Source organism: Aeromicrobium sp. JP4, assembly GCF_054957925.1.
Window position 1 is genome coordinate 2439189 of record NZ_CM143290.1, and the last position, 23857, is coordinate 2463045.

Here is a 23857-nt window from a genome sequence, read left to right on the forward strand (position 1 = left end):
ACGTGGAGCGGTGAGCAACGGGCGGGTCGGACGCGACGTCTACTGGCGGCGGAGGCTGCTCGTCCTCGCCGCTCTCCTCGCGATCGCGTGGGGCGTCGTCCAGCTCGTCGGCCTCACCCGTGGCGACGACGCGAAGCAGACCGCGGCCACCGAGCCAACACCCACCCCGACCGCGAGCACCGCACCGGCGACGGCCGCCCCCACCGACCAGGTGGCGGTGGCGATCGAGACCGACGCGAAGCCGTGCAAGCCCGACAACGTGAGGATCGTCCCGTCGGTCCCCGCCGGCCAGTTTGCCGGTGGCCCGGTCAGGATCGACCTGATGCTGACGGCGCTCGACGGCACCGCCTGCACCTTCCGCCCCAGTGCCAGCGAGCTGCTCGCCGTGGTCGACACCCAGCGCGCGCCGATCTACGACTCGTCGGTGTGCCGGACCGCCTTCTTCGACGAGGCCGTCGCCGTGCCCGCCGGCTGGAGCACCGTCGCTCCCGTCGAGTGGAACGGTCGCGGATCGGGCTCCGGCTGCGGCAGCAGCGAGGGCTTCGCGCCCCCGGGCAGCTACACGCTGAAGATCGGCACCTACGGCGGCGAGCCCGGTGAGGTCACGTTCAAGCTCGCGCGCCGCGCGCCGGAGACGCCCGAGACGCCCGAGACCAAGGCCACCACGGCACCCACGAAGAAGCCGACGCCGAAGCCCACGCCGACGCGGCCCAAGGCCAGCTCGACGGCCGGCACCGACTGACCGGGCCTCCGGCGGACGCCGCTCGCTAGTGGACCAGGGCGACGGCGATGGCGGCGATACCCTCGCCGCGGCCGGTGAGGCCGAGGCCGTCGGTGGTGGTGCCCGAGAGCGAGACCGGGGCTCCGATGGCCTCCGAGAGGACCTGCGTGGCCTCGTCGCGGCGGCCGGAGAGGCGCGGCTCGTTGCCGATCAGCTGCACGCTCACGTTGCCGACGGACAGCCCGGCCTCGCGGACGAGGTCGGCCGTGGCGCGCAGGAACTCGGTGCCCGACGCTCCGGCGTAGCGCGGGTCGGCCGTGCCGAAGCGGCTGCCGATGTCGCCCAGCCCTGCGGCGGTCAGCACGGCGTCGACCATCGCGTGCGCGACGCAGTCGCCGTCGGAGTGGCCCTCCAGCCCGCGCGGGGCGTCGGGCCAGTGCAGACCGGCCACCCAGAGGGGCCGGCCGTCGACGAGCTGGTGGACGTCGGTTCCGATGCCGACCCGGGGAGCGCTCACGCCTGAACCCTAGTCGGGCTCAGAACGTGAGGCGCTTGTTCCGCGGCGCGATGACGTAGACGACGCCGCCGCTGCCCTTCAGCCACGCGCGCTCGAACTGCGCCCGGTCGTAGGTGCGGCGGACCTGCGAGTTCGTGCGGCCGGCGGGGTCGTTCACAAGGACGTCGCCGCCCTTCGTGAAGCCGCGCACGACCATGAGGTGGCCCGGCGTGGCGCTGATCGGCGAGCCGCTCAGCTGGCCGCGGCCGAACGCCACGGACGTCACGACCGGGACGCCCTTCTTGACGTAGGCCTCGATCTCGCGCAGGTTCACCAGGCGGTGGACCACGGCGTCGGTGCTGTACATCGACGCGTAGGCCGTGTTGAACGGCCAGGTGCCCGTGCCCTTGTAGGACGAGTCGTAGGAGTAGCGCGCGGCGTGGTCGACCCAGCGGTCGGCGCCGGACGCCCACGCGTAGTCGGCGGCCTTCGGGCCGAGGCCGTAGTAGCGCAGCACCATCGAGGTCGAGGTGGGCGAGCACCAGGCCTCGCCGCCGCCGCCGTACTGCGGGTAGTGGCCGGAGTGGATCATCTGCGACGACGCCGGGACCTTGAGGTCCACCGTGCTCGTCATGGTGGTCTTCGACGTGCCCGCGGTCTTGCTCACGTACGTCGACGAGACGCCGGCGACGGTGCGCACGATCGGAGTCTTGGTCTTGACGGTCCTGCGGCCGGCCGACACCTGCACCTGCCACTTCGTGAACGTCTTGCCGGTGACCGCGCGGACGACGTCGGTGTCGACGCGGGCCAGGCGATCGGCCTGCGCGCCGTACGTGCGGCGCTGGCCGCCCGCGAGGGCGTGGCGCCACTGGGCGACGGTCTTCCAGGACGACACGGTGGAGCCGCTGGACACGCGCACCTTGACCTTGATCCAGGTGCCGCTGGGCATGCGCGTGACGTTCCACGAGGGGATCAGCGCCGTGCTGGCCTGCGGGGTCGCGACCCACGGCGAGCGCCAGGACTTGGCCTTCGCGCCGGCGGGAATCGTCAGCTTCGGCGTGAACTGGGTCAGCTTCGGGCGCGGGTAGGAGGCGGCCTCGGCGGGCGCGGTGGCCAGGCCGGGCGCGATCAGGACGGACGTCAGCAGGGCCGTGAGCGCTGCCGCGACGGGGAAGAGTCGGCGGATCACCGGATCAGGCTAAGTGAAAACTGTGGCGGTTGGTAGCGAAGTGACGGCGCTGGTGCGGTTCGTCGCGGTCCGTGGGCCTGTCCGCGGCCGATACGCTGGGGGCGTGACGATGCGCCTCTACGACTCCGCCAGCCGCGAGCTGCGGCCGCTCGACCCCGTCGTGCCCGGCCAGGTCGGCATCTACCACTGCGGACTGACCGTGCAGGGCCCGCCGCACATCGGCCACATCCGCAAGGAGCTGGTCTTCGACGTGCTGCGCCGCTGGCTCGAGCGCTCGGGCCTCGAGGTCACGATCATCGCCAACGTCACCGACATCGACGACAAGATCCTCGCGAAGGGGATCGAGCAGGGTCGTCCGTGGTTCGACGTGGCCTACGAGAACGAGCGCGCGCTGCACGCGGCCTACGAGGTCCTCGGCTGCCGCCCGCCCACGTACGAGCCCCGCGCCACCGGCCACGTGCCGGAGATGATCGAGATGATCGAGACGCTGATCGAGCGCGGCCACGCCTACCCGGCCACCGACGGCTCCGGCGACGTCTACTTCGACGTGCGCTCGTGGCCCGACTACGGCCAGCTCTCCAACCAGCGGATCGACGACATGCAGGACGCCTCCGACGCGCCGCCGGAGGGCAAGCGCGATCCCCGCGACTTCGCGCTGTGGAAGGGCCGCAAGGCCGACGAGCCCGAGTCCGCCTCGTGGCCCACGCCGTGGGGCCGCGGCCGCCCGGGCTGGCACCTCGAGTGCTCGGCGATGGCCGCGAAGTACCTCGGCCACGAGTTCGACATCCACGGCGGCGGCCTCGACCTGCGCTTCCCGCACCACGAGAACGAGCTGGCCCAGTCGCGCGCAGCCGGCCAGGCCTTCGCCCGGGTGTGGATGCACAACGCGATGCTCAACCTGGGCAACTCCAAGATGAGCAAGAGCGTCGGCAACACCCTCTCGGTCAGCGAGGTCGTCAAGCGCGTCCCGGCGATCGCGCTGCGCTACTACCTCGTCGCCGCCCACTACCGCTCGATCATCGAGTTCAGCGAGCAGTCGCTCGCCGAGGCGGCCACGGCGTTCGAGCGCATCGAGGGGTTCTGCGTCCGCGCCGCCGAGCTGGTGGGCGCCGGTGAGCCCGGCTCGCTGCCGGAGGCGTTCGCCGAGGCGATGGACGACGACCTCTCCGTGCCGGCCGCCCTCGCGGTGCTGCAGGCCACGATCGGCGAGGGCAACCGCCAGCTCACCGACGGCGACACCGCCCGGCTCGCCGAGACGCTGGCGTCCGTGCGCGCGATGCTCGACGTCCTGGGGCTCGACCCGCTCACCTGGGGCTCCCAGCGCGAGTCGGGGGCGGCCACCGAGGCGCTCGGCCAGCTCGTCGACGCGCTCGTCGCGGCGCGCGCCGAGGCGAAGGCGGCGAAGGACTGGGCTCGCGCGGACGAGCTCCGCGACCAACTGACTGCTGCGGGGATCGAACTCGAGGACACGCCCTCGGGGACCCGCTGGAACCTGAAGGGTGGCCACTGATGGCCGGCAACAGCAAGCGCAAGGGCGCGATCAAGAAGACCGGCAAGGGCAATCCCACCGCCGGCTCCGGCGGTCGGCGCCGGCAGGGACTCGAGGGCAAGGGCCCCACGCCCCGCGCCGAGGACCGTCCGAACCACAAGAAGTACAAGATGGCCAAGGCGGCCGACAAGCGCCAGTCCGGCCGGCCGAAGCGCCGCAACGACGACGGCCCCGAGCTCGTCGTCGGTCGCAACTCGGTGGTCGAGCTGCTGCGGGCGAACGTGCCCGTGCTGTCGCTGCAGGTGGCCGAGGGCATCGACCGCGACGACCGCGTGCGCGAGATCTTCCAGCTCGCGGCCGACCACCACGTGCCGCTGCTCGAGGTGGCGCGCGTCGAGCTCGACCGCATCACGTCGGGTGCGGTCCACCAGGGCATCGCGGCCAAGCTCGAGGCCTACGAGTACGCCGACCCCGACGAGCTGCTCGAGCTCGCGGCCGAGCGCGGTGAGAAGCCGCTGATCGTCATGCTCGACAGCATCACCGACCCGCGGAACCTGGGCGCGATCGTGCGCTCGGCAGCGGGCTTCGGCGTGCACGGCGTCGTGATCCCCGAGCGCCGCGCGGCGCAGATGACCGCGGCGGCGTGGAAGACCTCCGCCGGTGCGGCCGCGCGGGTGCCGGTCGCCCGGGCCACCAACCTGACGCGCCAGATCAAGGCGTACCAGGAGGCCGGGCTCATGGTCATCGGCCTGGCCGCCGACGGCGACGTGGCGCTGCCCGACATGGACCTCGGCAACGACCCGCTGGTGGTCGTCATCGGCAGCGAGGGCAAGGGCCTGTCCCGGCTCGTCGGCGAGACCGTCGACCAGCTGGTGTCGATCCCGATGTCGTCGACGCTCGAGTCGCTCAACGCGGGCGTCGCCGCCGGCATCACCCTCTACGCGATCAGCCAGACGCGCGCCTGAGGAGCCTGAACCGCTGGCAGTGACGTTCGCGGGGTCGACACGCCGTGACGCACCCCGCAAACGTCACTCCCAGCGCTTCCTCAGCCGCCCAGCACCTGCCGCAGGTAGGCGTTGGTGAACTTCCGCTCGGGATCGAGGCGGTCGCGCACGGCGACGAAGTCGTCGAACCGCGGGTAGACCTTGCGGAAGTGCTCGGCGCCGAGGGTGTGCATCTTGCCCCAGTGCGGCCGGCCCTCGTGCGCGGTGAAGATGTCCTGCATCGCGGCGAAGTACGCCGTGGGGTCGGTGCGGTGGTACTGGTGCACCGCGATGTAGACGTTGTCGCGCTCGTGCCCCGTCGACATCCAGATGTCGTCGGCCGCGGTGAAGCGGACCTCGACCGGGAACGACACGTACCGGTCGGTGCGGGCGTACCAGCGCTGCATCTCGGCGATCGCCTCGGCCGCCGCGGCGCGGGGCAGGGCGAACTCGGACTCGCGGAAGCGGACGCGGCGCGGCGAGATGAAGACCTCGTGCGAGGCGTCGGTGTACTCACGCGCACCGAGCAGCGATCCCGACAGGGTGTTGATCCTGGGGATCAGCGCGGGCCGTCGCGTGGAGAGGCGCTGCACCTGCTCGTAGACCGTGTTCGAGAGGAACTCGTCGTCGAGCGCGTGCCGCCAGCGCGACAGGGGCCGGGGCTCGGTGCCCTCGGCGACCCGGTTGTTGCGCTTCGTCAGCGCCTTGTCGGTGTGGGGGAAGAAGTAGAACTCGAAGTGGTCGTTGCCGTCGACGAGGGCGTCGAGGTCGGCCACCACGGCCGACAGCGGCATCGGCTCCTCGCGGGCGTGCAGCAGGAACGCCGGGACGCACTGCAGCGTCACCTCGGTGACGATCCCGAGGGCGCCCAGTCCCACGCGGGCGGCGTCGAACAGGTCGTGGCCGGCATCGATCTCGAGCACCTGCCCGTCGGCGGTGACCAGCTGCAGCGCGGCCACCGCGCGGGCGATGCCGAAGAGCCGCGCACCGGTGCCGTGGGTTCCGGTCGACGTGGCGCCGGCGACCGACTGCGGGTCGACGTCGCCGAGGTTGGGCAGCGCCAGTCCCAACGCGTCGAGCCGGCGGTTGAGGTCGTGCAGCGAGATGCCGGCCTGCACGCGCACGAGGCCGCTCACGGTGTCGGCGTGCAGGACGCGGTTCATCCGGTCGAGCCGCAGCTGCACGCCCTCGGGGGCGGCGATGGGGGTGAACGAGTGCCCGGCGCCGACCGCCTTGACCCGCGGGTGGGCGCGCACGAGGGCGACCACCTCGTCGGTGGAGGCCGGGTGCTCGATCGCGTCGGGGCTGGCCGTGACGTTGCCCGCCCAGTTGCTCCACGTGGTCATCCGAAGTTCTTCCCTTCGCCCCGGTAGGTGGGGGTGAGTGAGGCGTGCCCGGCGGCGTCGACGAGCGCCACGCGGTCGAACCGCTCGCACATCTCGCCGGCCTTGGCGTGCCGGAAGAGCACGCGGTCGCCGATGGACAGGGTGCGCGCGACCTTCCCGCGCAGGGGCGACTGGACCTCGCCGGCGCCCTCGGACGGGTAGTACTCGAGCCCCTCGGGCCACACGGGGGTGGGCACGCGGGACTTCCCGGCCGGGCCGGAGGCGATGTAGCCGCCGCCGAAGCACGTGGCGGCGTCGCGGGAGGGCTTGCGCACCACCGACAGCGCGAAGAACGCCGCGGGGCGCGGCGTGAAGGCACGGTAGTCGTCGAAGAGCGTGGGGACGAAGAGGCCCGAGCCGGCAGCCATCTCCGTCACCGAGGGGTCGTCGCGCCAGACGTCGAGGCTGCCCGTGCCGCCGGCGTTCACGATCTGCAGGTCGGTCATGCTCCGCACGGCCTTGACGATCTTGCGCCGCCGGCGGCGCAGCTCAGCGGCGGAGCGGCGCTTGACCAGCGCGATGGCCGGCCCGCCGTCGGGCAGGCCGGCGATCTGCGCGTCGTAGAACATCAGCCCGACGAGGTCGAAGCCCGGGCGGGCGGAGATCGCGGCCGCGACCCGCTTGGCCTCGCGTCCGGTGTGCACGGGCGAGCGGTGGGCACCCAGGTGCGCACCGAGCACGCGCAGGGACGAGTCGACGTCGAGGCACACCCGGATCGGCGGGTGGTCCTTCCCGACGACGGAGTCGATGAAGTCGAGCGCCTCCAGCGAGTCGACCATCACGGTGATCGACGCGAGCCGGCGCTCGTCGGCGACGAGCTCGGCGTAGGCCTCGCGCTCGACGCTGGGGTACGCCAGCAGGATGTCGTCGACGCCCTGGTCGGCCAGCCAGACCGACTCGGACAGCGAGTAGGTCATGACGCCGCGGAACCCGTCGAGGGTGAGCGCGTTCTTGATGATCGAGCGCACCCGGATCGACTTGGTGGCCAGGCGGATCGGCATCCCGCCGGCCCGTCGGACGAGGTCGCCGGCATTGGCCCACAGCGCCTCCTCGTCGATCAGCGCGAAGGGCGTGTCGAGCAGGCTCGTCGCGCGCAGCAGGCGGGGGTACGGGGGCGTCGGGTTGGGAGGGGCCACGGGGTCAGTATGCATACTGGACGGATGCGTCGTCCCGTCCTGCTGCTCGTGTTGGTGACGTTCATGCTGGCCGGTTGCACGGGCGGCTCCGGGGATCCCGAGCCGTCGGCCACGCCCGACCCCCAGCCGGCACCCACGCAGCAGATCTCCCTCGACGACCTCGGCATCGCCGGCTGGCCCACGCCCGCCGGAGCCGTCCCCGAGCCGCCTCGGCGCCCCGACGGCGTCACGGCGCGGGAGTACGACGAGATGGTGACCGCCGTCCGCACGTGGGCCCTGCAGGCCGCCACCGATCCCGGGGCCGTCGGGAACGGCCTTCCGGCGTCCCTCGCGTCCGCGATCGAGGACGCCGCCGACGCCCAGACCGAGCCGGGCCTGGCCAGGGCGACGGCGCTGGACCCGGCCCTCGCCCCGCGCGACACCCGGATGACGGCGGTCTGGCAGGTCTCGGACGCCGACGGGGCGGTCAACGTGTCGCTGCAGACCCGCACCGCGCACGAGGTCACCACCGAGGACGGCCTCGTGCGCGTCATCGGCGTCCTGCGGACCCAGGGGGTCGTCGCCGGCGAGGAGACCGACGAGTGGGGCACAGTCACGGGCTGGCAGGAGTTCGGCGCCGCGGACTGCGCGATCGTGCTCGACGGGTTCCTCACCCCGGGCGGCGATGCCGACGACCAGGTCACGGACCTGACCCGGTTCGCCGAGATCGGCAACGGCGACGAGGCGATCACCCCGGCCCTCCCCGAGGACGAGCAGGTCGACGAGGACTTCGCGGAAGCGTGCGAGGCCGGGCGGGTCTGACCGTCGTTAGGATGAGGCGGGCGGCCACACCGCCGCGCCCCTGTAGCTCAGTCGGTAGAGCGCTTCTCTTGTAAAGAAGATGTCGCGGGTTCGAATCCTGTCGGGGGCTCCACGAGGCGTCAGGGCGTCCACGGGTGCTCGCGCCGCCACAGCGTCGGGAAGTGCAGCGAGACCCCGTCCCGGCCCGCGAGGTAGCGCAGCTCGCGCATCGTCACGTCGAGGTCGTCACCCGCGTACGGCAGGGCGCGCAGCGGACGGGTGAGCGGCCGGAAGAAGTCGTCCCAGTGCGTCACCACCACCCGACGTGCACCGACCGCCGAGACGGTGTGGGTCCTTTAGTCCTCGACGTACTCCGCGCCGAGGAGGCCGAGCTGCCCGATCCCGAGGTACACCGCTTCGGCTCGCAGTCCCGCCAGGGCGCCCGGCCGGAATCCGGCGCTGCCCTGGACGAGCGTGGCGCCGGCGGACGGGTGCTCGACGAGCAGCGACCACGCCTCGCCGCAGCGGTAGGCGCTCGCCCGCGCCGGTGTCTTCAACGGCTCTTCGATCGTCCCGGGGTACCGGTCGGGGGGACAGTGCTCGGACGGCACGGCGGTGACGGTCCACGGGCCGAACGCGGTCGGGACTCCCGGCTCGAGGTCACGGCACTGCGCGTCGGGGAGCCCGGCACCGCGGCCGACGTTGAGCGTGGACGTCCCGCCGGCCAGCAGTGCTCCGGTCCGCCGCGCGACCTCGGCCGAGTCCATGACGTGGTCGAAGTGGCTGTGCACGGGCAGGACGGCCTCGACGCGCGATGCCCCGGCGCCGAGGAGGCCCAGCCGCCGGAGGCCGTCGCCGATCCGCTCGGGAACCGGCGCGATCCGGCCGAGGCCCACCTTGGCGAGGGACGGGCGGGAGAAGAAGCCGTCGACCAGCAGGGCCGAGCCGCTGCACTCGAATGACAGCGTGGATACACCGGCGAAGGTGACCGACGGGGCGTCCGGCGCGGCCGGGGGCAGGTCGAACAGGGCGTCGTACGTCGACAGGTTAGGTCGGCCGAGCTTCATGCGCATGGGTCGAGACTCTCCCACGCGAGCCGCCTTCGCGCACCCGCTTCGGGCTACGGTCGGGGCATGGAATCCACCGACCTGGCGACCCTCGCACACGACCACATCGAGACGGCCACGTCGGCGCCCAGCGGGCGCAGCGCGGTGGCCCTGCATCCGGGGCGCCACCACCGGCTGCGGCAGACGCTCATCGCCCTGGCGGCCGACCACCGCCTCGACGAGCACGACGCGCCCGCGGAGGCGACACTCTTCGTGCTCTCGGGGCGCGTGCGCCTGGCGGCCGGGGACGACACCTGGGAGGGCGGGCCCGGCGAGCTGCTGGTGATCCCGGACCACCGCCACGACCTCCTCGCGATCGACGACGCCGCGGTGCTGCTGACCACCGTGGTCGACGGGAGCCGATGATCCGGGTCCGCCGCGTCCACGACGACCCGTCGCCCGACGACGGCCTGCGGGTCCTGGTGGACCGGCTCTGGCCGCGCGGCATGACGAAGGAGCGCGCCGCGGTCGACGTGTGGCTCAAGGAGGTCGCTCCCAGCACCGAACTGCGCCGCGCCTTCCACGGTGGGGACTTCGACTTCGTGGCCTTCCGCGACCGGTACGCCGCGGAGCTCGACACGAACCCGGCGCTCGACCGGCTGCTCGAGCTCGTCGACGAGCACGAGGTGGTCACCCTGCTGTTCGCCGCCAAGGACGAGGAGCACAACCACGCGCTCCTGCTGCGCGACCGGCTCGAGGAGTCCTGAGCTACTCCACCTGGGCGTCCTGCTCACGACGCGTACCTGAGACGATGCGTCCATGGAGAGCCCCCGGCCGCACAGCGACTTCATCCTGACCTTCGCCTGCCCCGACCGGGTCGGCATCGTGGCGGCGATCGCGTCCACGCTGGCGCAGGACGGCTGGACGATCACCGAGAGCCAGCAGTACGCCGACCCCGACACGCTGCACTTCTTCATGCGCGTGCGCTTCGCCGCCGACCGCGAGGTCGAGCTCGAGGACATGCGCGCGGCGCTCGCGCCGGTGCTCGAGCCGTTCGACATGGACTGGGACCTGCACGACGCCACCGCGCCCCTGCGCGTCGTGGTGATGGTGTCCAAACAGGGCCACGTCCTGAACAGCCTGCTCTTCCACGTGCGCCAGGGCCAGCTGCCCGTCGAGATCGTCGCGGTCGTGTCGAACCACCCCGACTGGCGCGACATCGTGGAGTGGCACGGCATCGAGTTCCACCAGATCCGGGTCACCCCCGAGACCAAGCGCGACACCGAGCAGTTCGTGATCGACCTGATGGAGAGCCGCGGCGCCGAGGCGCTCATCCTCGCGCGCTACATGCAGATCCTCACCGACCAGATGTGTCGCGACGTGCACGGCCGCGCCATCAACATCCACCACTCGCTGCTGCCCAGCTTCAAGGGCGCTCGCCCCTACGAGCAGGCCCACCGTCACGGCGTCAAGGTCATCGGCGCCACGGCGCACTACGTGACGGCCGACCTCGACGAGGGGCCGATCATCGAGCAGGACTTCCGCCGCGTCGACCACCGCTCGTCGGCGGCCGAGCTGGCGGCCATGGGCCAGGACCTCGAGGCCCGCGCGCTGGTGAGCGCGGTGCGCGCCCACGCCGAGCACCGGGTGCTGCTGAACGGCATGAAGACGGTCGTCTTCGACTGAGACCGGTCGCGGGGCCGGCCCCGCTCAGGTGTCGCGGCCCTGCGCCGCCGACGCGTCGGCGTCGACGTCCGCGACGGTGGGTGCCGTGAGCGCCGCCACGGGATCACCCCCGGCGGTCAGCGACGCGTCGATCCGCTCGTTGGCGTAGCGCAGGATCTCGGCGATCGTGGCGGTGACGGGCACCGCGAGGAACGCGCCCGTGATGCCGAAGATCGAGCCACCGGCGGTGACGGCCATCAGCACGACGGCCGGGTGCAGGTTCATGCTCTTGCCCTGCAGCATCGGCGAGAGCACGTTGCCCTCGAGCTGCTGCACGGCGACGATCACGGCCAGGATGATGAGGGCGTCCCGGGGGGAGTTGGTCACCAGGGTCACCAGCACCGCGATCGCGCCACTGGCGAACGCACCGACGATCGGGATGAACCCGCCGATGAAGGTGATGACGGCGAGCGGCACCCACAGCGGCTGGCCCACGATCGCCAGCGCGGCGCCGATCAGCACGGCGTCGATGAACGACACGAGCGCCTGGGTGCGGATGAAGCCGCCGAGGGTGTTCCAGGCCCGGTAGAGCATCTCGCGCAGGTGGCCGCCGACGCGGTGGCCGCCGAGGCGCTCGACCCACGGCAGGAAGCGGTGGCCGTCCTTGATGAACAGGAAGGTCAGGATCAACACGAGCACCGTGTTGAGGACCACGTTGGTGGCCACGCCGATCGTGGACAGCACGCCGCTGCTGATGTCGCCGGCGCTGTTGCGCAGCCAGTCCTCGACCGAGTTGAGGGCGTTCGAGATCTGTCCCGCCTCGATGGGCAGCGGCCCGTTGACGAGCCAGTCCTGGACCTCGCCGACGCCCTTGGCGGCACGATCGGCGATCTCGGGCGCCTCCTCCACCAGCTGGGGGATGAGGATCGAGAACAGGAAGCCGAGCGCCGCGAGGAACGCGAGCATCACGACGCCGGCCGCGGCGGCCGCGGGGACACCCTGGTCACGCAGGCGCTTGGTCGGCGGGCCGAGCACGGTGGCGAACAGGATCGCCAGCGAGACCGGGAACCAGATCATCCAGGTGCGGCCGACGCCCCAGCCGAGCACGTACAGCGCGGCCGCGACGACGATGATGCGCAGGCCCCAGCGCTGGAGCACGACGAAGCCCTGGTCGATCATCACGGCGCGGTCGCGGATGCGTGTCTCTGTCACTCCACAACCCTATCCGTGCAGTTCCCAATCCACCGGCTCCGCGCCCTGGGCGACCAGGGCCGCGTCGGCCCGGCTGAAGGGGCGCGAGCCGAAGAACCCGCGCGACGCCGACAGCGGACTGGGATGGGCGGACTCGATCCGGGGCACGTCGGCGAGGCGCGGCGCCAGCGACTGGGCGTCGCGGCCCCACAAGATCGCGACGAGCGGGCCGCCGCGCTCGACGAGAGCGGCGATCGCGCGGTCGGTGACCGCCTCCCACCCGCGGCCGCGGTGGCTGGCCGCCTCGCCGGGTCGCACGGTGAGGCAGCGGTTGAGCAGCATGACGCCCCGGTCGGCCCACGCCGACAGGTCGCCGTGCGGTGCGGGCGCGATGCCGAGGTCGGCCTCGAGCTCGCGGTAGATGTTGACCAGGCTCCGCGGCAGCGGTCGCACGTCCGGACGGACCGAGAACGACAGGCCCATCGGATGGCCCGGAGTGGGGTAGGGGTCCTGACCCGTGACGAGCACCCGCACCTGCGCCAGGGGAGTGCGGAAGGCGCGGAAGATCGCGTCCGGCTCGGGCAGGTAGGAGCGGCCGGCGGCGATCTCGGCGCGCAGGAAGTCGCCCATCTCCGCGATCTGCGGCGCGACGGGCTCCATCGCCTCGGCCCAGTCCGGGGCCATCAGGTGCTCGAGGCTCACTCGGGCTTCCTGAGGGCGGTGGGGGCGAGCGCGCTGGCGACCAGGCACAGCGCGAGGGGGACCAGGAAGGCCGTCGTGAGCGGGACCCAGTGGGTCAGCAGCCCGATGATCGAGGGTCCGCTGAGCAGTGCCACGTAGCCCATGCCGGTGACCCGGGCGATGATCGCCGCGCCGTGGCGAGGATCCACGTTGCCCGCCGCGCTGAAGAACTGGGGCACGCACCCGGCGAGGCCGATGCCCACCACGGCCCAGCCGAGGATGGCGACCGCCGGCGTGGGCGCCACGATCGCGATGCCGAGGCCGACCGCCCCGAGGATCGACGCCCAGCGCACGAACGGGCCCGGCCCCGTGACGACGACGATGCGGTCCACCAGGAGCCGGGTCACGAACATCGTCGCGCTGAAGGCGCCGTAGGCCACCGCGGCCACGGCCTCGGTCGTGCCGAGCTCGTCGCGCAGGTGGACGGTGCTCCAGTCGTAGGCCACGCCCTCGGCGAGCATCAGCGCGAACGCGAGCGCGCCGAGGAGCACGATCCGGGCGGTCCACGGCGGCCGCGCGAGACCCTCCTCGCGGTCCTGCACGTCGTGGTCGAGCAGGTGCGGCCGCACGAGGGCGACGAGCACGAGTCCGAGCACCGCGAACACCAGGAAGTCCAGGGGCACGGGCCACCCCAGCGCCAGCATCGTGCCGCCGAGGGCCGAGGCGATGAAGCCGCCTGCCGAGAACCAGGCGTGGAACGAGGACATCACGGGCCGGCCGTACGCCCGCTCGACGGTGACCGCCTGGGCGTTCTGGGCCACGTCGACGACACCGTTGGTGGCGCCGAGGAGGCCCAGCGCGGCGGCCAGCGTCCACACGTCGGTCGCGAGCCCCGGCAGCGGCAGGGACAGGCACATGAGCACCAGGGCGACCGTGACGGCGCGCGCGCTGCCGGTGCGGTCGACGAAGAAGCCGGCGGCCTGCATGCCCAGCCACGCGCAGGCGCCCATCCACAGCAGCAGCGTGCCGAGGGTGGCGGCTGAGATCCCGGTCCGGTCCATGACCACGGGGATGTGCACGATCCAGGCCCCGAGCAGGAAGCCGTTGGAGAACAGGAGGGTGGACGTGGCCACGCGTGCCCGCCCGATCGTCGCTTCCACCACGGCACGAGTGTAGGAGGGCTCCGGTGGGGCCGACCGGTAGCATGGGCGGGTTGTGTCTTCTGCCATCGCCGACTACCGCCGCCTCTGGGGCGCAGCTGGATTCTCCTTCGTCGCGGTGGCGTTCCTGGGGCGCATCCCGCTCGCGATGAGCCAGATGGGCGTACTGCTGCTCGTGGCCCAGTCCACCGGCAAGTACGGCATCGCCGGTGCCACCGCGGGCGCGCTCGCTGTCGCCAGCGCGATCGGCTCGCCGTTCTTCGGTGCCGCCGCCGACCGCGTCGGCCAGCGCCCCGTGGTGCTCACGCAGTCGATCCTCGGGTCGATCGGTCTCGTCGCGATCGTCGTCTGCTCCGACCGGGGCGTCTCCTCGGGCGCCCTCATCGCGGTCGCGGCAGTCACCGGCCTCGTGATGCCGCAGGTCGGGCCGCTGGCCCGCGTACGGTGGCGTCCGGTGCTGGCCAAGCGGGTCGACGAGGGTCGCATCCGCCAGTCCGAGGTGAACCGCTTCGTCGACCTGGCCTTCTCCTACGAGGGCGCGGGGGACGAGGCGTCCTTCGTGCTCGGCCCGGCGCTCGTCGGCATCCTCGGCGTGCTGGTCGGGGCCGACGGAGCGCTGCTGGCCGCCGCCGTGCTGCTCCTCGTCTTCGGCTCGTGGTTCGCCGTGCACCGCACCGCGGCGCTCGTGCCCCGCGGGAGCGAGCACGCGCCCACGCACGGTGTGAAGCTGTGGACCGCCGCGTTCATCGTGCTGGCGTTCGCCGTCTACCTCATGGGCACGTTCTTCGGCAGCATCCAGGCCGGCTCCACGGTCCTGGCCACCCAGCAGGGTCATCCTGACGTGGCCGGCCTCATCCACGCGGTCCTCGGCGTCGGCAGCATGATCGCGGCGCTGTCGCTCGCGGCCGTCCCGGTCAGCGTCCTCTACGCCACCCGCATGCTGTGGGCGTCCGGCGCGATGGTCGCGCTCTCCCTGCCGCTGCTGCTCGTGCAGACGATCCCGCAGGTCGTCGCCGTGATCGCCGTGCTGGGCTTCGCGGTGGCGCCCTACCTGATCAGCGCGTTCGCGCTGGCCGGCCTCATCGTGCCACCCGCGCGGATCGGCACGGCCATGACGTTCATGGCCGGCGCCACCGGACTGGGCTACGCCACCGGCGCGTCGCTCGCGGGACGTGCCGCCGACGGTGCGTTCGGTCCGTCGGGGCCCACGCCGGCCTTCGCCGTCACAATCGGCGCGATGGTCGTGGCGTTCGTGGTCTCGGTCGCCACCCAGCGCATCCTGCGCAACGCCCGCATCGTCTCCTGAGTCAGCGCCGCAGCGCGGCGGTCAGCCGGTCGCGGGCCTGCGGCCACTCGTCGTCGAGCATCGAGAACGTCACGGTGTCGCGCCACGACCCGTCGTCGCGCGGCTTGTGCTTGCGCAGCACGCCCTCGCGCTGGGCCCCGAGGCGGGTGATCGCCGCCTGCGAGCGCTCGTTGCGGATGTCGGTGTGCCACACGACGCGGACGCAGCCGAGGTCGTCGAAGGCGCGGGTGAGCAGCAGCAGCTTCGCCTCGGTGTTCAGGCCGTTGCGCCAGAAGCGGCGACCGATCCAGGTGTGGCCGATCGCCACCGTGCGCAGCTCGTCGTCGACGTCGTAGAAGCACGTCATCCCGGCCACCTCGCCGCTGCGCAGGTCGACCTGCGCCCACGGGACCAGCGACGGGTTGGCCAGGGTGCGCTCGATCCGCGCGGCGGCCACCTCGGGCGTCATGACGTCCCACCCGCGCAGGTGCTCGAAGACGGCGGGGTCGTCGCCGGCCCCGGCGAGGCCGGCGGCGTGCTCGGGACCGAGCGGCTCAAGGCGCACCAGCGTGCCGCTCAGCGTGACGGGCGTCCTCCAGGAATCGGTCATCAGCGGGTCAGCCGGTCGAGGAAGGCGATCATCAGCGCCTCGCGGACGCGCGGGGGAGCGACGTCGACCAGTGCGTTGACGGGGCCGAGGCGCTCGGGGACCGCCACCTGACCGCCCTCACCGGCGAGACCCGCCAGGGCGAGCAGGCCGTCGAACGCCTCGTCGTCGAGCGTGTCCGGGTCCAGGCCGGCCGCGGCCTCGGCCAGCAGCGGGTCGATCCGGATCGGACCGGAGGCGGCCGCGGCTGCGACGGACTCGCGCAGGGCCTCCAGGAACTCGGGCACGGACGCGGCGGTGGCCGCCGAGATCGTCAGGTGCAGGTTCGCGGGCTCGTCGCCAAAGCGCATCTGCGGCTGGACGAACCAGCCACGGTCGAGCATCAGGTCGCTGATCGTGAACACGTCGACGGCGTCGTCGGTGCCCACCACGACGAGCGAGGTGTCGGGACGCTCCACGAGGTGCAGGTGGTCGATCGCCTCGATGCCCTCGGCTAGCCGCCGCGTGCCGTCGAGCGTGCGCCGGACGAGGTCGCGGTAGCCGTCGTCGCCAATCAGCTGCACCACGGCCCACGCGGCCGCGAGGGGCCCGCCCGACTTCGTGGACTGGGTCGTCGAGTTCAGCATCGTGTAGCCCGGCCAGTCGGCGTGCGCGAAGAACTGGGGGCGGCGCAGGGCGGCGTCGGCGTGCAGCAGCAGCGACACCCCCTTGGGCGTGTAGGCGTACTTGTGGAGGTCCACCGAGATGCTGGTGACGCCCGGCACGGCGAAGTCCCAGGCCGGGGCGTCCGGCGTCCACGGCAGGATCCAGCCGCCGATGCACGCGTCCACGTGGAACCGCAGGCCGCGTTCGCGGGTGACGGCGGCGAGGTCCTCGACGGGGTCGATCACGCCGTGGGCGTACGACGGCGTGGAGGCCGCCACCAGCACGACGCGGTCGCCGAGCCGGTCGATCGTCGCGGCCATCGCGGCGACGTCGGCGCGATGGCCCGGGCCCACGGGCACGGTCACGAGCTCGACGCCGAAGTAGTGCGCCGCCTTCGCGAACGCGGCGTGGATCGTGGTGGGCACCACCAGGGCCGGACGCTCGACCCCGGCCGCGTCGCGGGCGGTCTGCACGGCCAGCAGGATCGACTCGGTGCCCCCCGACGTGACGGTGCCGACCACCTCGTCACCGCCGTGCAGCGCCGACCGGGCGAAGCCGACGAGGTCGGACTCCATCGAGAGCAGACTCGGGAACGCCGTCGGGTCGAGACCGTTCGTGGCGGCGTACATCGCGATGGCCTGCCGGGCGACCTCGTCGGCCTCCTCGAGCCCGGAGTCGTAGACGTAGGCCAGGGTCCTGCCGCCGTGCGTGGGCAGGTCGCCCTGCCGTCGGGCGGCGAGCTCGGCGAGGATCTGGTCAGGTGACATCGAGGCTCCTGAGGCGGTCGTCGAGGCGGTAGCCGCGCAGCAGCACGAGGCTGAGCGCGGCCAGTGCGGCGGGCAGCACCGAGAACCCGAGGGCGATCGCGAGGCGTGCGCTGTCGGGCTGGGTCACCGTGACGTCGCCGGTGGACGACACGTAGCCGCCCGCGGTGAGCACGAGCGCGAAGATCCCGGGCCCGAGGGCCAGTCCCAGCGTCTCGCCGGCGGTCCACACGCCCGTGAAGACGCCGATGCGGTTCGAGCCGCTGCGCTGCGCGTCGTCGGCGGCGACGTCGGGCAGCATCGCCATGGGGAACACCTGGGCGCCGGCGTAGCCGATGCCCACGAGGGCGGCCGCGACGTAGGTCAGGCCCGTCCACCCGGCGTGGGCCGTCAGCAGGGCGGCCATGCCGACCACGAGGAATCCGGTGGCCAGGCCGTACCCCGACCGCTTGCCCCGCGTGGCGGCGTAGCGCTCCCACAGCGGCGTGACGAGCAGCGCCGGACCCACGAAGGCCACGAAGAGGAACGTGTTCGCGGCGGCGCTGTCGAGCAGGTCGTCGGCGACGTAGGCGACGCCGGCGAGCACCGTGCCGATGGCCGCCGCCTGCACGACGAAGGTCAGCAGGACCGCACGGAAGTCGGGGTTGGCGGCCACGAGCCGCAGTTGGTCGGCGAGGGTGCCGGCGGCGGTCTGGGTGGGGTGCTCGGGCGCGCCACGGGTGCCCCACCACGACCCGAGGACGCCGAGTGCGATGAGCACGCCCACGTAGACGCCCATCGCGGCGTGACCGAGCTGGTCGGCCACGATCGGCGCGGTGGCGCCCGACAGCAGGATCGCCAGCGCCAGCACCACCACGCGCCACGTCATGAGCCGCGTGCGCTCGGCGTAGTCCAGCGTCAGCTCGGCCGGCATCGCGACGTAGGGGACCTGGAAGAACGCGTACGCGCTGGCGCAGCCCAGGAACGCCACGGCCACCCACGCGGCGGCCAGCGCGCTCGGCTCGGAGGGGCCGGCGAACATCACGGCGAACAGCACCGCGAGGGTGAGGCCGGCGCGCACGAGGAAGGGCCGGCGGCGGCCCGAGGGATGGGTCGAGCGGTCGCTGATCCGCCCCGCGATCGGGTTGAGGACCACGTCCCACGCCTTCGGTGCGAAGACCAGAACCCCGGCCAGTGCCGCGCCGATGCCGATCTCGTCGGTCAGGTAGGGCAGCAGCAGGAGCCCGGGGACGGTGCCGAACGTCCCGGTCGCGACGCTGCCGAGTGCGTACCCGCGGCGGACCCGGGCGGGAAGCTCAGCCGTCACCGTCGGACGGCCCGATGTCGCGCACGGCCGCGAGCTCGGCCAGGAAGGTGTTGGCCCAGCGCTCGATGTCGTTCTCCATGACCTGCTTGCGCAGGGCGCGCATCCGCTTGCGCAGGTCGACCGGGTTGGCCTGCATCGCGCCGAGCAGCGCGTCCTTCATGCCGTTGATGTCGTGCGGGTTGACCTGGAACGCCTGCTTGAGCTCTCCGGCGGCACCGGCGAATTCGCTGAGCACGAGCGCACCGCGGTCGTCCCAGCGCGTGGCGATGTACTCCTTGGCCACGAGGTTCATGCCGTCGCGCAGGGGAGTGACGACCATGACGTCGGCGGCCCGGTACATCGCGGCCATCTCCTCGCGCGGGAACGACGCGTGCAGGTACTGCACCGGCTGCTGGCCGATGCGCCCCATGTCGCCGTTGATGCGCCCGACGAGGCGGTTGATGTCGTCGCGCAGGACCCGGTACTGGTGCACGCGCTCGCGAGACGGGGTGGCCACCTGGACGAAGACGGCGTCGTCCACGTCGATGACGCCGTCGCTGACGAGCTCGCCGAAGGCGCGCAGCCGCTGCGGCAGTCCCTTGGTGTAGTCGAGGCGGTCGATGCCGATGAGCACGTGGCGCGGATTGCCCAGGCTGTCGCGGATCTCCTGGGCGCGGGCCGTGACCTCGGGGGTGCGCGAGAGCTGCTCGAAGCCGCGGGCGTCGATCGAGATCGGGTAGGCCCGGGCGAGCACCTTGCGCCCGTCGGGCAGGAACACCGTGTCGCGCACCGTGCGGTGGCCGACGCGCTGGCGCACGAGACGGGCGAAGTTCTGCGCGCCGCCGGGCATCTGGAAGCCGACGAGGTCGGCGCCGAGCAGCCCCTCGAGGATCTGGCGCCGCCACGGCAGCTGCTGGAACAGCTCGGTGGGCGGGAAGGGGATGTGGAGGAAGAACCCGATGAGCAGGTCGGGACGCAGCTCTCGCAGCATCTGCGGCACCAGCTGGAGCTGGTAGTCCTGCACCCAGACCACGGCGCCCGGCGCGGCGAGCGTGGCGGCCTTCTCGGCGATGCGGCGGTTCACCGTGACGTAGGAGTCCCACCACTCGCGGTGGTACTCCGGGGTGACGACGACGTCGTGGTAGAGCGGCCAGAGCGTGCCGTTGGAGAAGCCCTCGTAGTACTCCTCGACCTCCGCCTCCGACAGCGGCACGGGCACGAGGCGCAGTCCGTCGTGCTCGAACTCGTCGAGGTCCTCCTCGGCGGCGCCGTGCCAGCCGATCCACGCGCCGCCGCGCAGCTTCATGACGGGCTCGAGCGCGGTGACCAGTCCGCCGGGCGACGTGCGCCAGGAGATCTCGCCGTCGGCGTCGATCAGGCGGTCCACCGGCAGCCGGTTGGCGATCACGAGGAAGTCAGCTTGCTCCGGCGCCATGGGGCCACCCTAGGGGAGAACGGTGGCCTCCGCCCCGGAGCGGGCGTCCGGGTCCGCCCGATTCTCGCGGGGGAATGACAACCGTGTGATTCCGCCGGTACGATCAGGGGCATGGCAGCGGTGGAGAGTCACGACCAGGTGGTCAGCGCGGGCGCATTGTCCGACCGCGACCGCGAGATGCTCGAGCTCGAACGCCTGTGGTGGAAGTACGCCGGGGCCAAGGAGCAGGCGATCCGCGACAAGTTCGACATGACCTCGACGCGGTACTACCAGATCCTCAACGCGCTGATCGACTCCGAGGACGCCCTCGCGCACGACCCACTGCTGGTCAAGCGCCTGCGCCGCCTCCGCTCGCAGCGCCAGCGTCAGCGCCAGGCGCGACGCACCGGCTCCGATCGCTGAAGTGGACCAGCCTCCCCTCGAACCGCGTGACGACCGGCGTGACCCCGAACGGCGCGGCGCGGCCTGGACCGTGATCGTGCTGCCCGCGGTGTGGCTCGTCCTGGGCGTCGCCGGCGGGTGGGCCATCATCGAGGCCGTCCGCGACGACGAGGCGCCCGCGCGGTCCGCCGAGCGCACCACGACCGGCCCCACGCCCACCGCGAAGGCCACGGCGAAGAAGTCGGCCAAGCCGAAGCCGAAGAAGTCGGCGACGCCTAAGACGGAGCCGACGACGGAGCCCACCACCGAGCCCACGGCGACGCGCTCGATCGGCGTCTCGGTCTACAACCAGATCGGCATCGGCGGTCTCGCGGGGCGTGTGGCCGGCCAGGCGCAGGCGGCCGGGTGGACGATCGGGGCGATCGCCGACTGGCGCGGCAACGTGCCGCAGGACACGATCTACTTCCCGGCGGGCCGCCAGGGCGAGGCGGCGCTGCTCGGCGCCGACCTGGCGATCTCCCGTCTCATGCCCGCCACCGCGGGCATGTCCGGAACCAACCTCACGGTCGTGCTGGCCAGCCCCCGCTGAGTCCTCGTGCCCCCGCGCCATACTTTTCCCATGACCGACCCGGGGCGCACGCTGCTCGCGCTCGACTTCGACGGCACGCTCGCACCCATCGTCCAGGACCCCGCATCGGCCTGGATCCATCCCGACTCGCTGGCCGCCCTGCGCCGTTTGGGTCCGGTGCTCCGTGAGCTGACGATCATCACCGGCCGCCCCGTGGACCAGGTGCGGCGGCTCGGCCGCTTCGAGGACGGGCCGGGGCTCGACCGCATGGTGGTGTGTGGTCAGTACGGGGCCGAGCGCTGGGACGCCGCGAGCGGCGAGGTGCGCCAGCCGCACCGCCCCCAGGCGGTCTCCGACCTCGCCGCGCGGCTGCCGCAGTGGCTCGTGGAGCACGACGCGTCCCGGATCCGGATCGAGGACAAGGGGCTCGCGATCGCGCTGCACACGCGCGGCGTCGCGCCGGGCCTGCTGGACGAGCTGCGTCCCCAGATCGAGGCGCTGGCGGCCGAGGTCGGACTGCACCTCGAGCCGGGCCGCCAGGTGATCGAGCTGCGCTCCGCCGGCACCGACAAGGGTCAGACCCTGCGTCGCGTGGTCGGCCGCGTCGAGCCCGGTGCCGTGATCTACGCCGGCGACGACCTCGGTGACCTGCCGGCCTTCGAGGAGGGCATCGCCCTGCGCGAGCAGGGGATGGACGTCACGCTCGTGTGCTCGGCCTCCGACGAGCAGGACGCGCTGCTCGCGCTGGCCGACGTGGTGCTCGACGGCCCCGACGCCGTGGCCGCGTGGCTCGGCGATCTCGCCGACCGGTTCGCGCCCGCCTGACCCTCCGTTTGCCGTCTCGTCATCCGGACGGAGTGGACGTATCGTGAGACGGCCATTTAGTCTGAAGCCACTCATCCCGAGGGGCAGAGGGACACGGCCCGACGAAGCCCCAGCAACCAGCCGATCACCGGCCAGGTGCTAATTCCGTCCGCGGTCGAACGTCGACCCGGAGAGATGAATGGAGTCTTCGTGAGCGTCACGACCCCCGAGACCACCACCCTCCGCGAGGGTGCCTTCGGCCCCGCCACCGCCCTGAAGTGCCGCGAGTGCGGCGCCACGCGCGAGCTCGGTCCCCACTACGCCTGTTACGAGTGCTTCGGTCCGCTGGAGATCGCCTACGACTTCGGCGCGGTGACGCGCGAGCAGATCGAGGCGGGCCCGGCCAACATCTGGCGCTACAAGGCCCTGCTGCCGGTCCCCGACGACATCGAGAGCAGCCCGAACCTCGAGCCCGGCTTCACCCGGCTGCTCGACGCCCGCAACCTCGCCGCCGAGCTCGGCCTGGCGAAGCTGTGGGTCAAGGACGACAGCACCAACCCCACCAACTCCTTCAAGGACCGCGTCGTCGCGTGCGCGCTGAGCGCGGCCCGCGAGTTCGGCAGCAAGGTCTTCGCGTGCCCCTCCACCGGCAACCTCGCCAACGCGGTCGCCGCGGCCGGCGCGCGGGCCGGCATCCGCACGGTCGTGTTCATCCCGAGCAACCTCGAGACGCCCAAGCAGGTGAACTCGGCGATCTTCACCGAGAACCTCGTCGCGGTCGACGGCAACTACGACGACGTCAACAAGCTGGCCAGCGAGATCGCCGGCGAGGAGGACGGGTGGGCGTTCGTCAACGTGAACGTGCGCCCCTTCTACGCCGAGGGCTCCAAGACGCTCGGGTACGAGATCGCCGAGCAGCTCGGCTGGCGCCTGCCCGACCAGATCGTCATCCCCGTCGCCTCCGGCTCGCAGCTGACCAAGGTGCACAAGGCGTTCGGCGAGCTCATCGCGCTCGGCCTGGTCGAGGACAAGCCCTACCGGGTGTTCGGCGCGCAGGCCACGGGCTGCAACCCCGTCGCCACGGCGTACAAGGACGGCGTCGACGCGATCCGGCCCGTGCGGCCCGACACGATCGCCAAGTCGCTCGCGATCGGCAACCCGGCCGACGGCATCTACGTGCTCGACATCGCCCGCTCCACCGGCGGCGGCGTCGAGGAGGTCGACGACGACCAGATCCGCGACGGCATCGTGCTGCTGGCGCGCACCGAGGGCATCTTCACCGAGACCGCGGGCGGCACGACCGTCGCCGTGCTGAAGAAGCTCGTCGAGACCGGTCAGCTCGACCCCGAGCTGGAGACCGTGGTGATCAACACCGGTCACGGCCTCAAGACGCTCGACGCCGTCGCCGGATCCGTCGGCGCCCGCGCCACCATCGCCCCCACCTACGACGCCTTCACCGCGGCCGGCATCGCCTGAGCCGTCCGACCGAACCACCCGAGGAGACCCCCATGGCCGTGTCCGTCCGCATCCCCACGATCCTGCGCAGCTACACGAACGACGAGTCCCAGGTCAGCGCCGAGGGCGACCGCCTCAGCGACGTGCTGGAGTCGCTCGAGACGACCTACCCCGGCATCCGGGCGCGCATCGTCGATGAGGACGGCAAGCTGCGCCGCTTCGTGAACGTCTACGTGGCGGAGGAGGATGTCCGCTTCGCCGACGGCCTCGACACCCGGACCCCCGACGGCACCCAGATCTCGGTCATCCCGGCCGTTGCCGGCGGCTGCTGAGTCCCTCCCCGGCAATCCCGCGTAGGAGGATCGGGGCTGCTGCCGATACGCTGGCTCTGGTCCGGCCGCGGGCCTTTCCGCGCAGAACAAGGTGGTCTCATGGTGCATGGCACCGTCAAGTGGTTCAACTCCGACAAGGGTTACGGCTTCATCGCCGTCGAGGGCCAGGACGACGTCTTCGTCCACTGGTCCAAGATCGCGATCAACGGGTTCAAGACCCTCGAGGACGGCCAGAACGTCGAGCTGGAGGTCGTCGACGGCCCCAAGGGACGTGAGGCCGAGAACGTGCAGCCCCTGCACTAGCGCTTCGGGCGACCTCGGGTGCGGGGTCGCTTGAACGGTGGGGATTAGCACTCGTATAGTGAGAGTGCTAG

General features: G+C 72.2%; 27 protein-coding genes, 1 tRNA gene and 1 riboswitch. Of the genes, 15 read left to right on the forward strand and 13 right to left on the reverse strand.

Translation table 11 applies throughout. From position 1 onward, the window contains the following. The first annotated feature begins 10 nt into the window (after positions 1-10). Positions 11-742, forward strand: coding sequence for a hypothetical protein (locus ACY1JX_RS11945; protein ID WP_462564101.1), 732 nt, complete (start codon positions 11-13; stop codon positions 740-742). Between the two features lie 25 nt (positions 743-767). On the opposite strand, the gene ispF is transcribed toward ACY1JX_RS11945, so the two are convergent. Next, positions 768-1238, reverse strand: coding sequence for a 2-C-methyl-D-erythritol 2,4-cyclodiphosphate synthase (gene ispF, locus ACY1JX_RS11950; RefSeq protein ID WP_286931098.1), 471 nt, complete (start codon positions 1236-1238; stop codon positions 768-770). Positions 1239-1257: 19 nt separating this feature from the next. Then, positions 1258-2406, reverse strand: coding sequence for a peptidase C39 family protein (locus ACY1JX_RS11955; RefSeq protein ID WP_286931099.1), 1149 nt, complete (start codon positions 2404-2406; stop codon positions 1258-1260). Between the two features lie 103 nt (positions 2407-2509). Here ACY1JX_RS11955 and cysS point away from each other — a divergent pair, with 103 nt between their 5' ends. Then, positions 2510-3916: a cysteine--tRNA ligase gene (cysS, locus tag ACY1JX_RS11960; RefSeq protein WP_462564103.1), complete on the forward strand. Its 1407-nt coding sequence runs from the start codon at positions 2510-2512 to the stop codon at positions 3914-3916. Then, entirely contained in the window at positions 3916-4860 is a 945-nt protein-coding gene (gene rlmB, locus ACY1JX_RS11965; RefSeq protein ID WP_181752962.1) for a 23S rRNA (guanosine(2251)-2'-O)-methyltransferase RlmB, read from the forward strand. Before cysS ends, rlmB begins: the two co-directional genes overlap by 1 nt. Before the next feature lie 80 nt (positions 4861-4940). On the opposite strand, the gene ACY1JX_RS11970 is transcribed toward rlmB, so the two are convergent. Further along, on the reverse strand, positions 4941-6224 hold the full coding sequence (locus ACY1JX_RS11970; RefSeq protein ID WP_462564104.1) for a D-arabinono-1,4-lactone oxidase: 1284 nt from the start codon (positions 6222-6224) through the stop codon (positions 4941-4943). Further along, positions 6221-7399, reverse strand: a complete 1179-nt coding sequence (locus ACY1JX_RS11975) for an amino acid deaminase/aldolase (RefSeq protein WP_462564105.1) — start codon at positions 7397-7399, stop codon at positions 6221-6223. The genes ACY1JX_RS11970 and ACY1JX_RS11975 overlap by 4 nt, the downstream gene beginning before the upstream one ends. 24 nt (positions 7400-7423) lie before the next feature. Here ACY1JX_RS11975 and ACY1JX_RS11980 point away from each other — a divergent pair, with 24 nt between their 5' ends. Both ACY1JX_RS11980 and ACY1JX_RS11985 read left to right on the forward strand, forming a co-directional pair. Continuing rightward, entirely contained in the window at positions 7424-8200 is a 777-nt protein-coding gene (locus ACY1JX_RS11980) for a hypothetical protein (protein ID WP_462564106.1), read from the forward strand. Between the two features lie 36 nt (positions 8201-8236). Further along, positions 8237-8312, forward strand: a tRNA-Thr gene (locus tag ACY1JX_RS11985). Between the two features lie 7 nt (positions 8313-8319). On the opposite strand, the gene ACY1JX_RS11990 is transcribed toward ACY1JX_RS11985, so the two are convergent. Beyond that, positions 8320-8496, reverse strand: a complete 177-nt coding sequence (locus ACY1JX_RS11990; RefSeq protein ID WP_462564108.1) for a hypothetical protein — start codon at positions 8494-8496, stop codon at positions 8320-8322. A 39-nt stretch (positions 8497-8535) separates the two neighbouring features. After that, the gene (locus tag ACY1JX_RS11995) at positions 8536-9252 is read right to left on the reverse strand and encodes an MBL fold metallo-hydrolase (protein WP_462564109.1); all 717 of its coding nucleotides are present in this window, start codon (positions 9250-9252) and stop codon (positions 8536-8538) included. A 60-nt stretch (positions 9253-9312) separates the two neighbouring features. On the opposite strand from ACY1JX_RS11995, the gene ACY1JX_RS12000 reads away from it, so the two are divergent. From ACY1JX_RS12000 to purU, 3 genes are read left to right on the forward strand one after another with little or no spacing between them, the layout of a single operon-like run. After that, positions 9313-9651: a cupin domain-containing protein gene (locus tag ACY1JX_RS12000; RefSeq protein WP_462564110.1), complete on the forward strand. Its 339-nt coding sequence runs from the start codon at positions 9313-9315 to the stop codon at positions 9649-9651. Next, a complete protein-coding gene (locus ACY1JX_RS12005; protein WP_286931106.1) occupies positions 9648-9992 on the forward strand; it encodes a DUF488 domain-containing protein in 345 nt (114 codons plus the stop codon). The genes ACY1JX_RS12000 and ACY1JX_RS12005 overlap by 4 nt, the downstream gene beginning before the upstream one ends. A 52-nt stretch (positions 9993-10044) precedes the next feature. After that, on the forward strand, positions 10045-10911 hold the full coding sequence (gene purU, locus ACY1JX_RS12010) for a formyltetrahydrofolate deformylase (protein WP_181752948.1): 867 nt from the start codon (positions 10045-10047) through the stop codon (positions 10909-10911). 24 nt (positions 10912-10935) lie between these two features. On the opposite strand, the gene ACY1JX_RS12015 is transcribed toward purU, so the two are convergent. From ACY1JX_RS12015 to ACY1JX_RS12025, 3 genes are read right to left on the reverse strand one after another with little or no spacing between them, the layout of a single operon-like run. Next, a complete protein-coding gene (locus ACY1JX_RS12015; RefSeq protein WP_338072791.1) occupies positions 10936-12102 on the reverse strand; it encodes an AI-2E family transporter in 1167 nt (388 codons plus the stop codon). A 9-nt stretch (positions 12103-12111) separates the two neighbouring features. Beyond that, the gene (locus ACY1JX_RS12020; RefSeq protein WP_181756120.1) at positions 12112-12765 is read right to left on the reverse strand and encodes a uracil-DNA glycosylase; all 654 of its coding nucleotides are present in this window, start codon (positions 12763-12765) and stop codon (positions 12112-12114) included. 14 nt (positions 12766-12779) lie between these two features. Beyond that, the gene (locus tag ACY1JX_RS12025; RefSeq protein WP_286931111.1) at positions 12780-13925 is read right to left on the reverse strand and encodes an MFS transporter; all 1146 of its coding nucleotides are present in this window, start codon (positions 13923-13925) and stop codon (positions 12780-12782) included. A gap of 52 nt (positions 13926-13977) precedes the next feature. On the opposite strand from ACY1JX_RS12025, the gene ACY1JX_RS12030 reads away from it, so the two are divergent. After that, complete coding sequence (locus ACY1JX_RS12030) at positions 13978-15228, forward strand: MFS transporter (RefSeq protein WP_181752944.1); 1251 nt, start codon at positions 13978-13980, stop codon at positions 15226-15228. 1 nt (position 15229) lies between these two features. Here ACY1JX_RS12030 and ACY1JX_RS12035 read toward each other — a convergent pair whose 3' ends face one another. Genes ACY1JX_RS12035 through ACY1JX_RS12050 form a run of 4 tightly spaced genes read right to left on the reverse strand, consistent with a single transcriptional unit; the run spans position 15230 to position 19943 of the window. Beyond that, positions 15230-15817, reverse strand: coding sequence for a GNAT family N-acetyltransferase (locus ACY1JX_RS12035; RefSeq protein WP_181752942.1), 588 nt, complete (start codon positions 15815-15817; stop codon positions 15230-15232). Then, on the reverse strand, positions 15817-17226 hold the full coding sequence (locus tag ACY1JX_RS12040; RefSeq protein ID WP_286931112.1) for a pyridoxal phosphate-dependent decarboxylase family protein: 1410 nt from the start codon (positions 17224-17226) through the stop codon (positions 15817-15819). The genes ACY1JX_RS12035 and ACY1JX_RS12040 overlap by 1 nt, the downstream gene beginning before the upstream one ends. Next, the gene (locus ACY1JX_RS12045; RefSeq protein ID WP_286931114.1) at positions 17216-18529 is read right to left on the reverse strand and encodes an MFS transporter; all 1314 of its coding nucleotides are present in this window, start codon (positions 18527-18529) and stop codon (positions 17216-17218) included. Before ACY1JX_RS12045 ends, ACY1JX_RS12040 begins: the two co-directional genes overlap by 11 nt. Further along, positions 18519-19943: an alpha,alpha-trehalose-phosphate synthase (UDP-forming) gene (locus ACY1JX_RS12050; RefSeq protein ID WP_462564111.1), complete on the reverse strand. Its 1425-nt coding sequence runs from the start codon at positions 19941-19943 to the stop codon at positions 18519-18521. Before ACY1JX_RS12050 ends, ACY1JX_RS12045 begins: the two co-directional genes overlap by 11 nt. 111 nt (positions 19944-20054) lie before the next feature. On the opposite strand from ACY1JX_RS12050, the gene ACY1JX_RS12055 reads away from it, so the two are divergent. From ACY1JX_RS12055 to ACY1JX_RS12080, 6 genes are all read left to right on the forward strand, one after another. After that, a complete protein-coding gene (locus ACY1JX_RS12055; RefSeq protein WP_078699991.1) occupies positions 20055-20345 on the forward strand; it encodes a DUF3263 domain-containing protein in 291 nt (96 codons plus the stop codon). A gap of 1 nt (position 20346) precedes the next feature. Beyond that, complete coding sequence (locus tag ACY1JX_RS12060; RefSeq protein WP_181752934.1) at positions 20347-20913, forward strand: LytR C-terminal domain-containing protein; 567 nt, start codon at positions 20347-20349, stop codon at positions 20911-20913. Between the two features lie 30 nt (positions 20914-20943). Next, the gene (gene otsB / locus ACY1JX_RS12065; protein ID WP_286931117.1) at positions 20944-21717 is read left to right on the forward strand and encodes a trehalose-phosphatase; all 774 of its coding nucleotides are present in this window, start codon (positions 20944-20946) and stop codon (positions 21715-21717) included. Positions 21718-21785: 68 nt separating this feature from the next. Beyond that, positions 21786-21898, forward strand: a riboswitch (SAM riboswitch). Then, positions 21892-23172, forward strand: coding sequence for a threonine synthase (gene thrC / locus ACY1JX_RS12070; protein ID WP_286931119.1), 1281 nt, complete (start codon positions 21892-21894; stop codon positions 23170-23172). It overlaps the preceding riboswitch by 7 nt. Before the next feature lie 32 nt (positions 23173-23204). After that, a complete protein-coding gene (locus tag ACY1JX_RS12075; protein WP_181752928.1) occupies positions 23205-23483 on the forward strand; it encodes a ubiquitin-like small modifier protein 1 in 279 nt (92 codons plus the stop codon). Positions 23484-23582: 99 nt separating this feature from the next. Continuing rightward, positions 23583-23786, forward strand: coding sequence for a cold-shock protein (locus tag ACY1JX_RS12080; protein ID WP_181752926.1), 204 nt, complete (start codon positions 23583-23585; stop codon positions 23784-23786). The last annotated feature ends 71 nt before the right edge of the window (positions 23787-23857 follow it).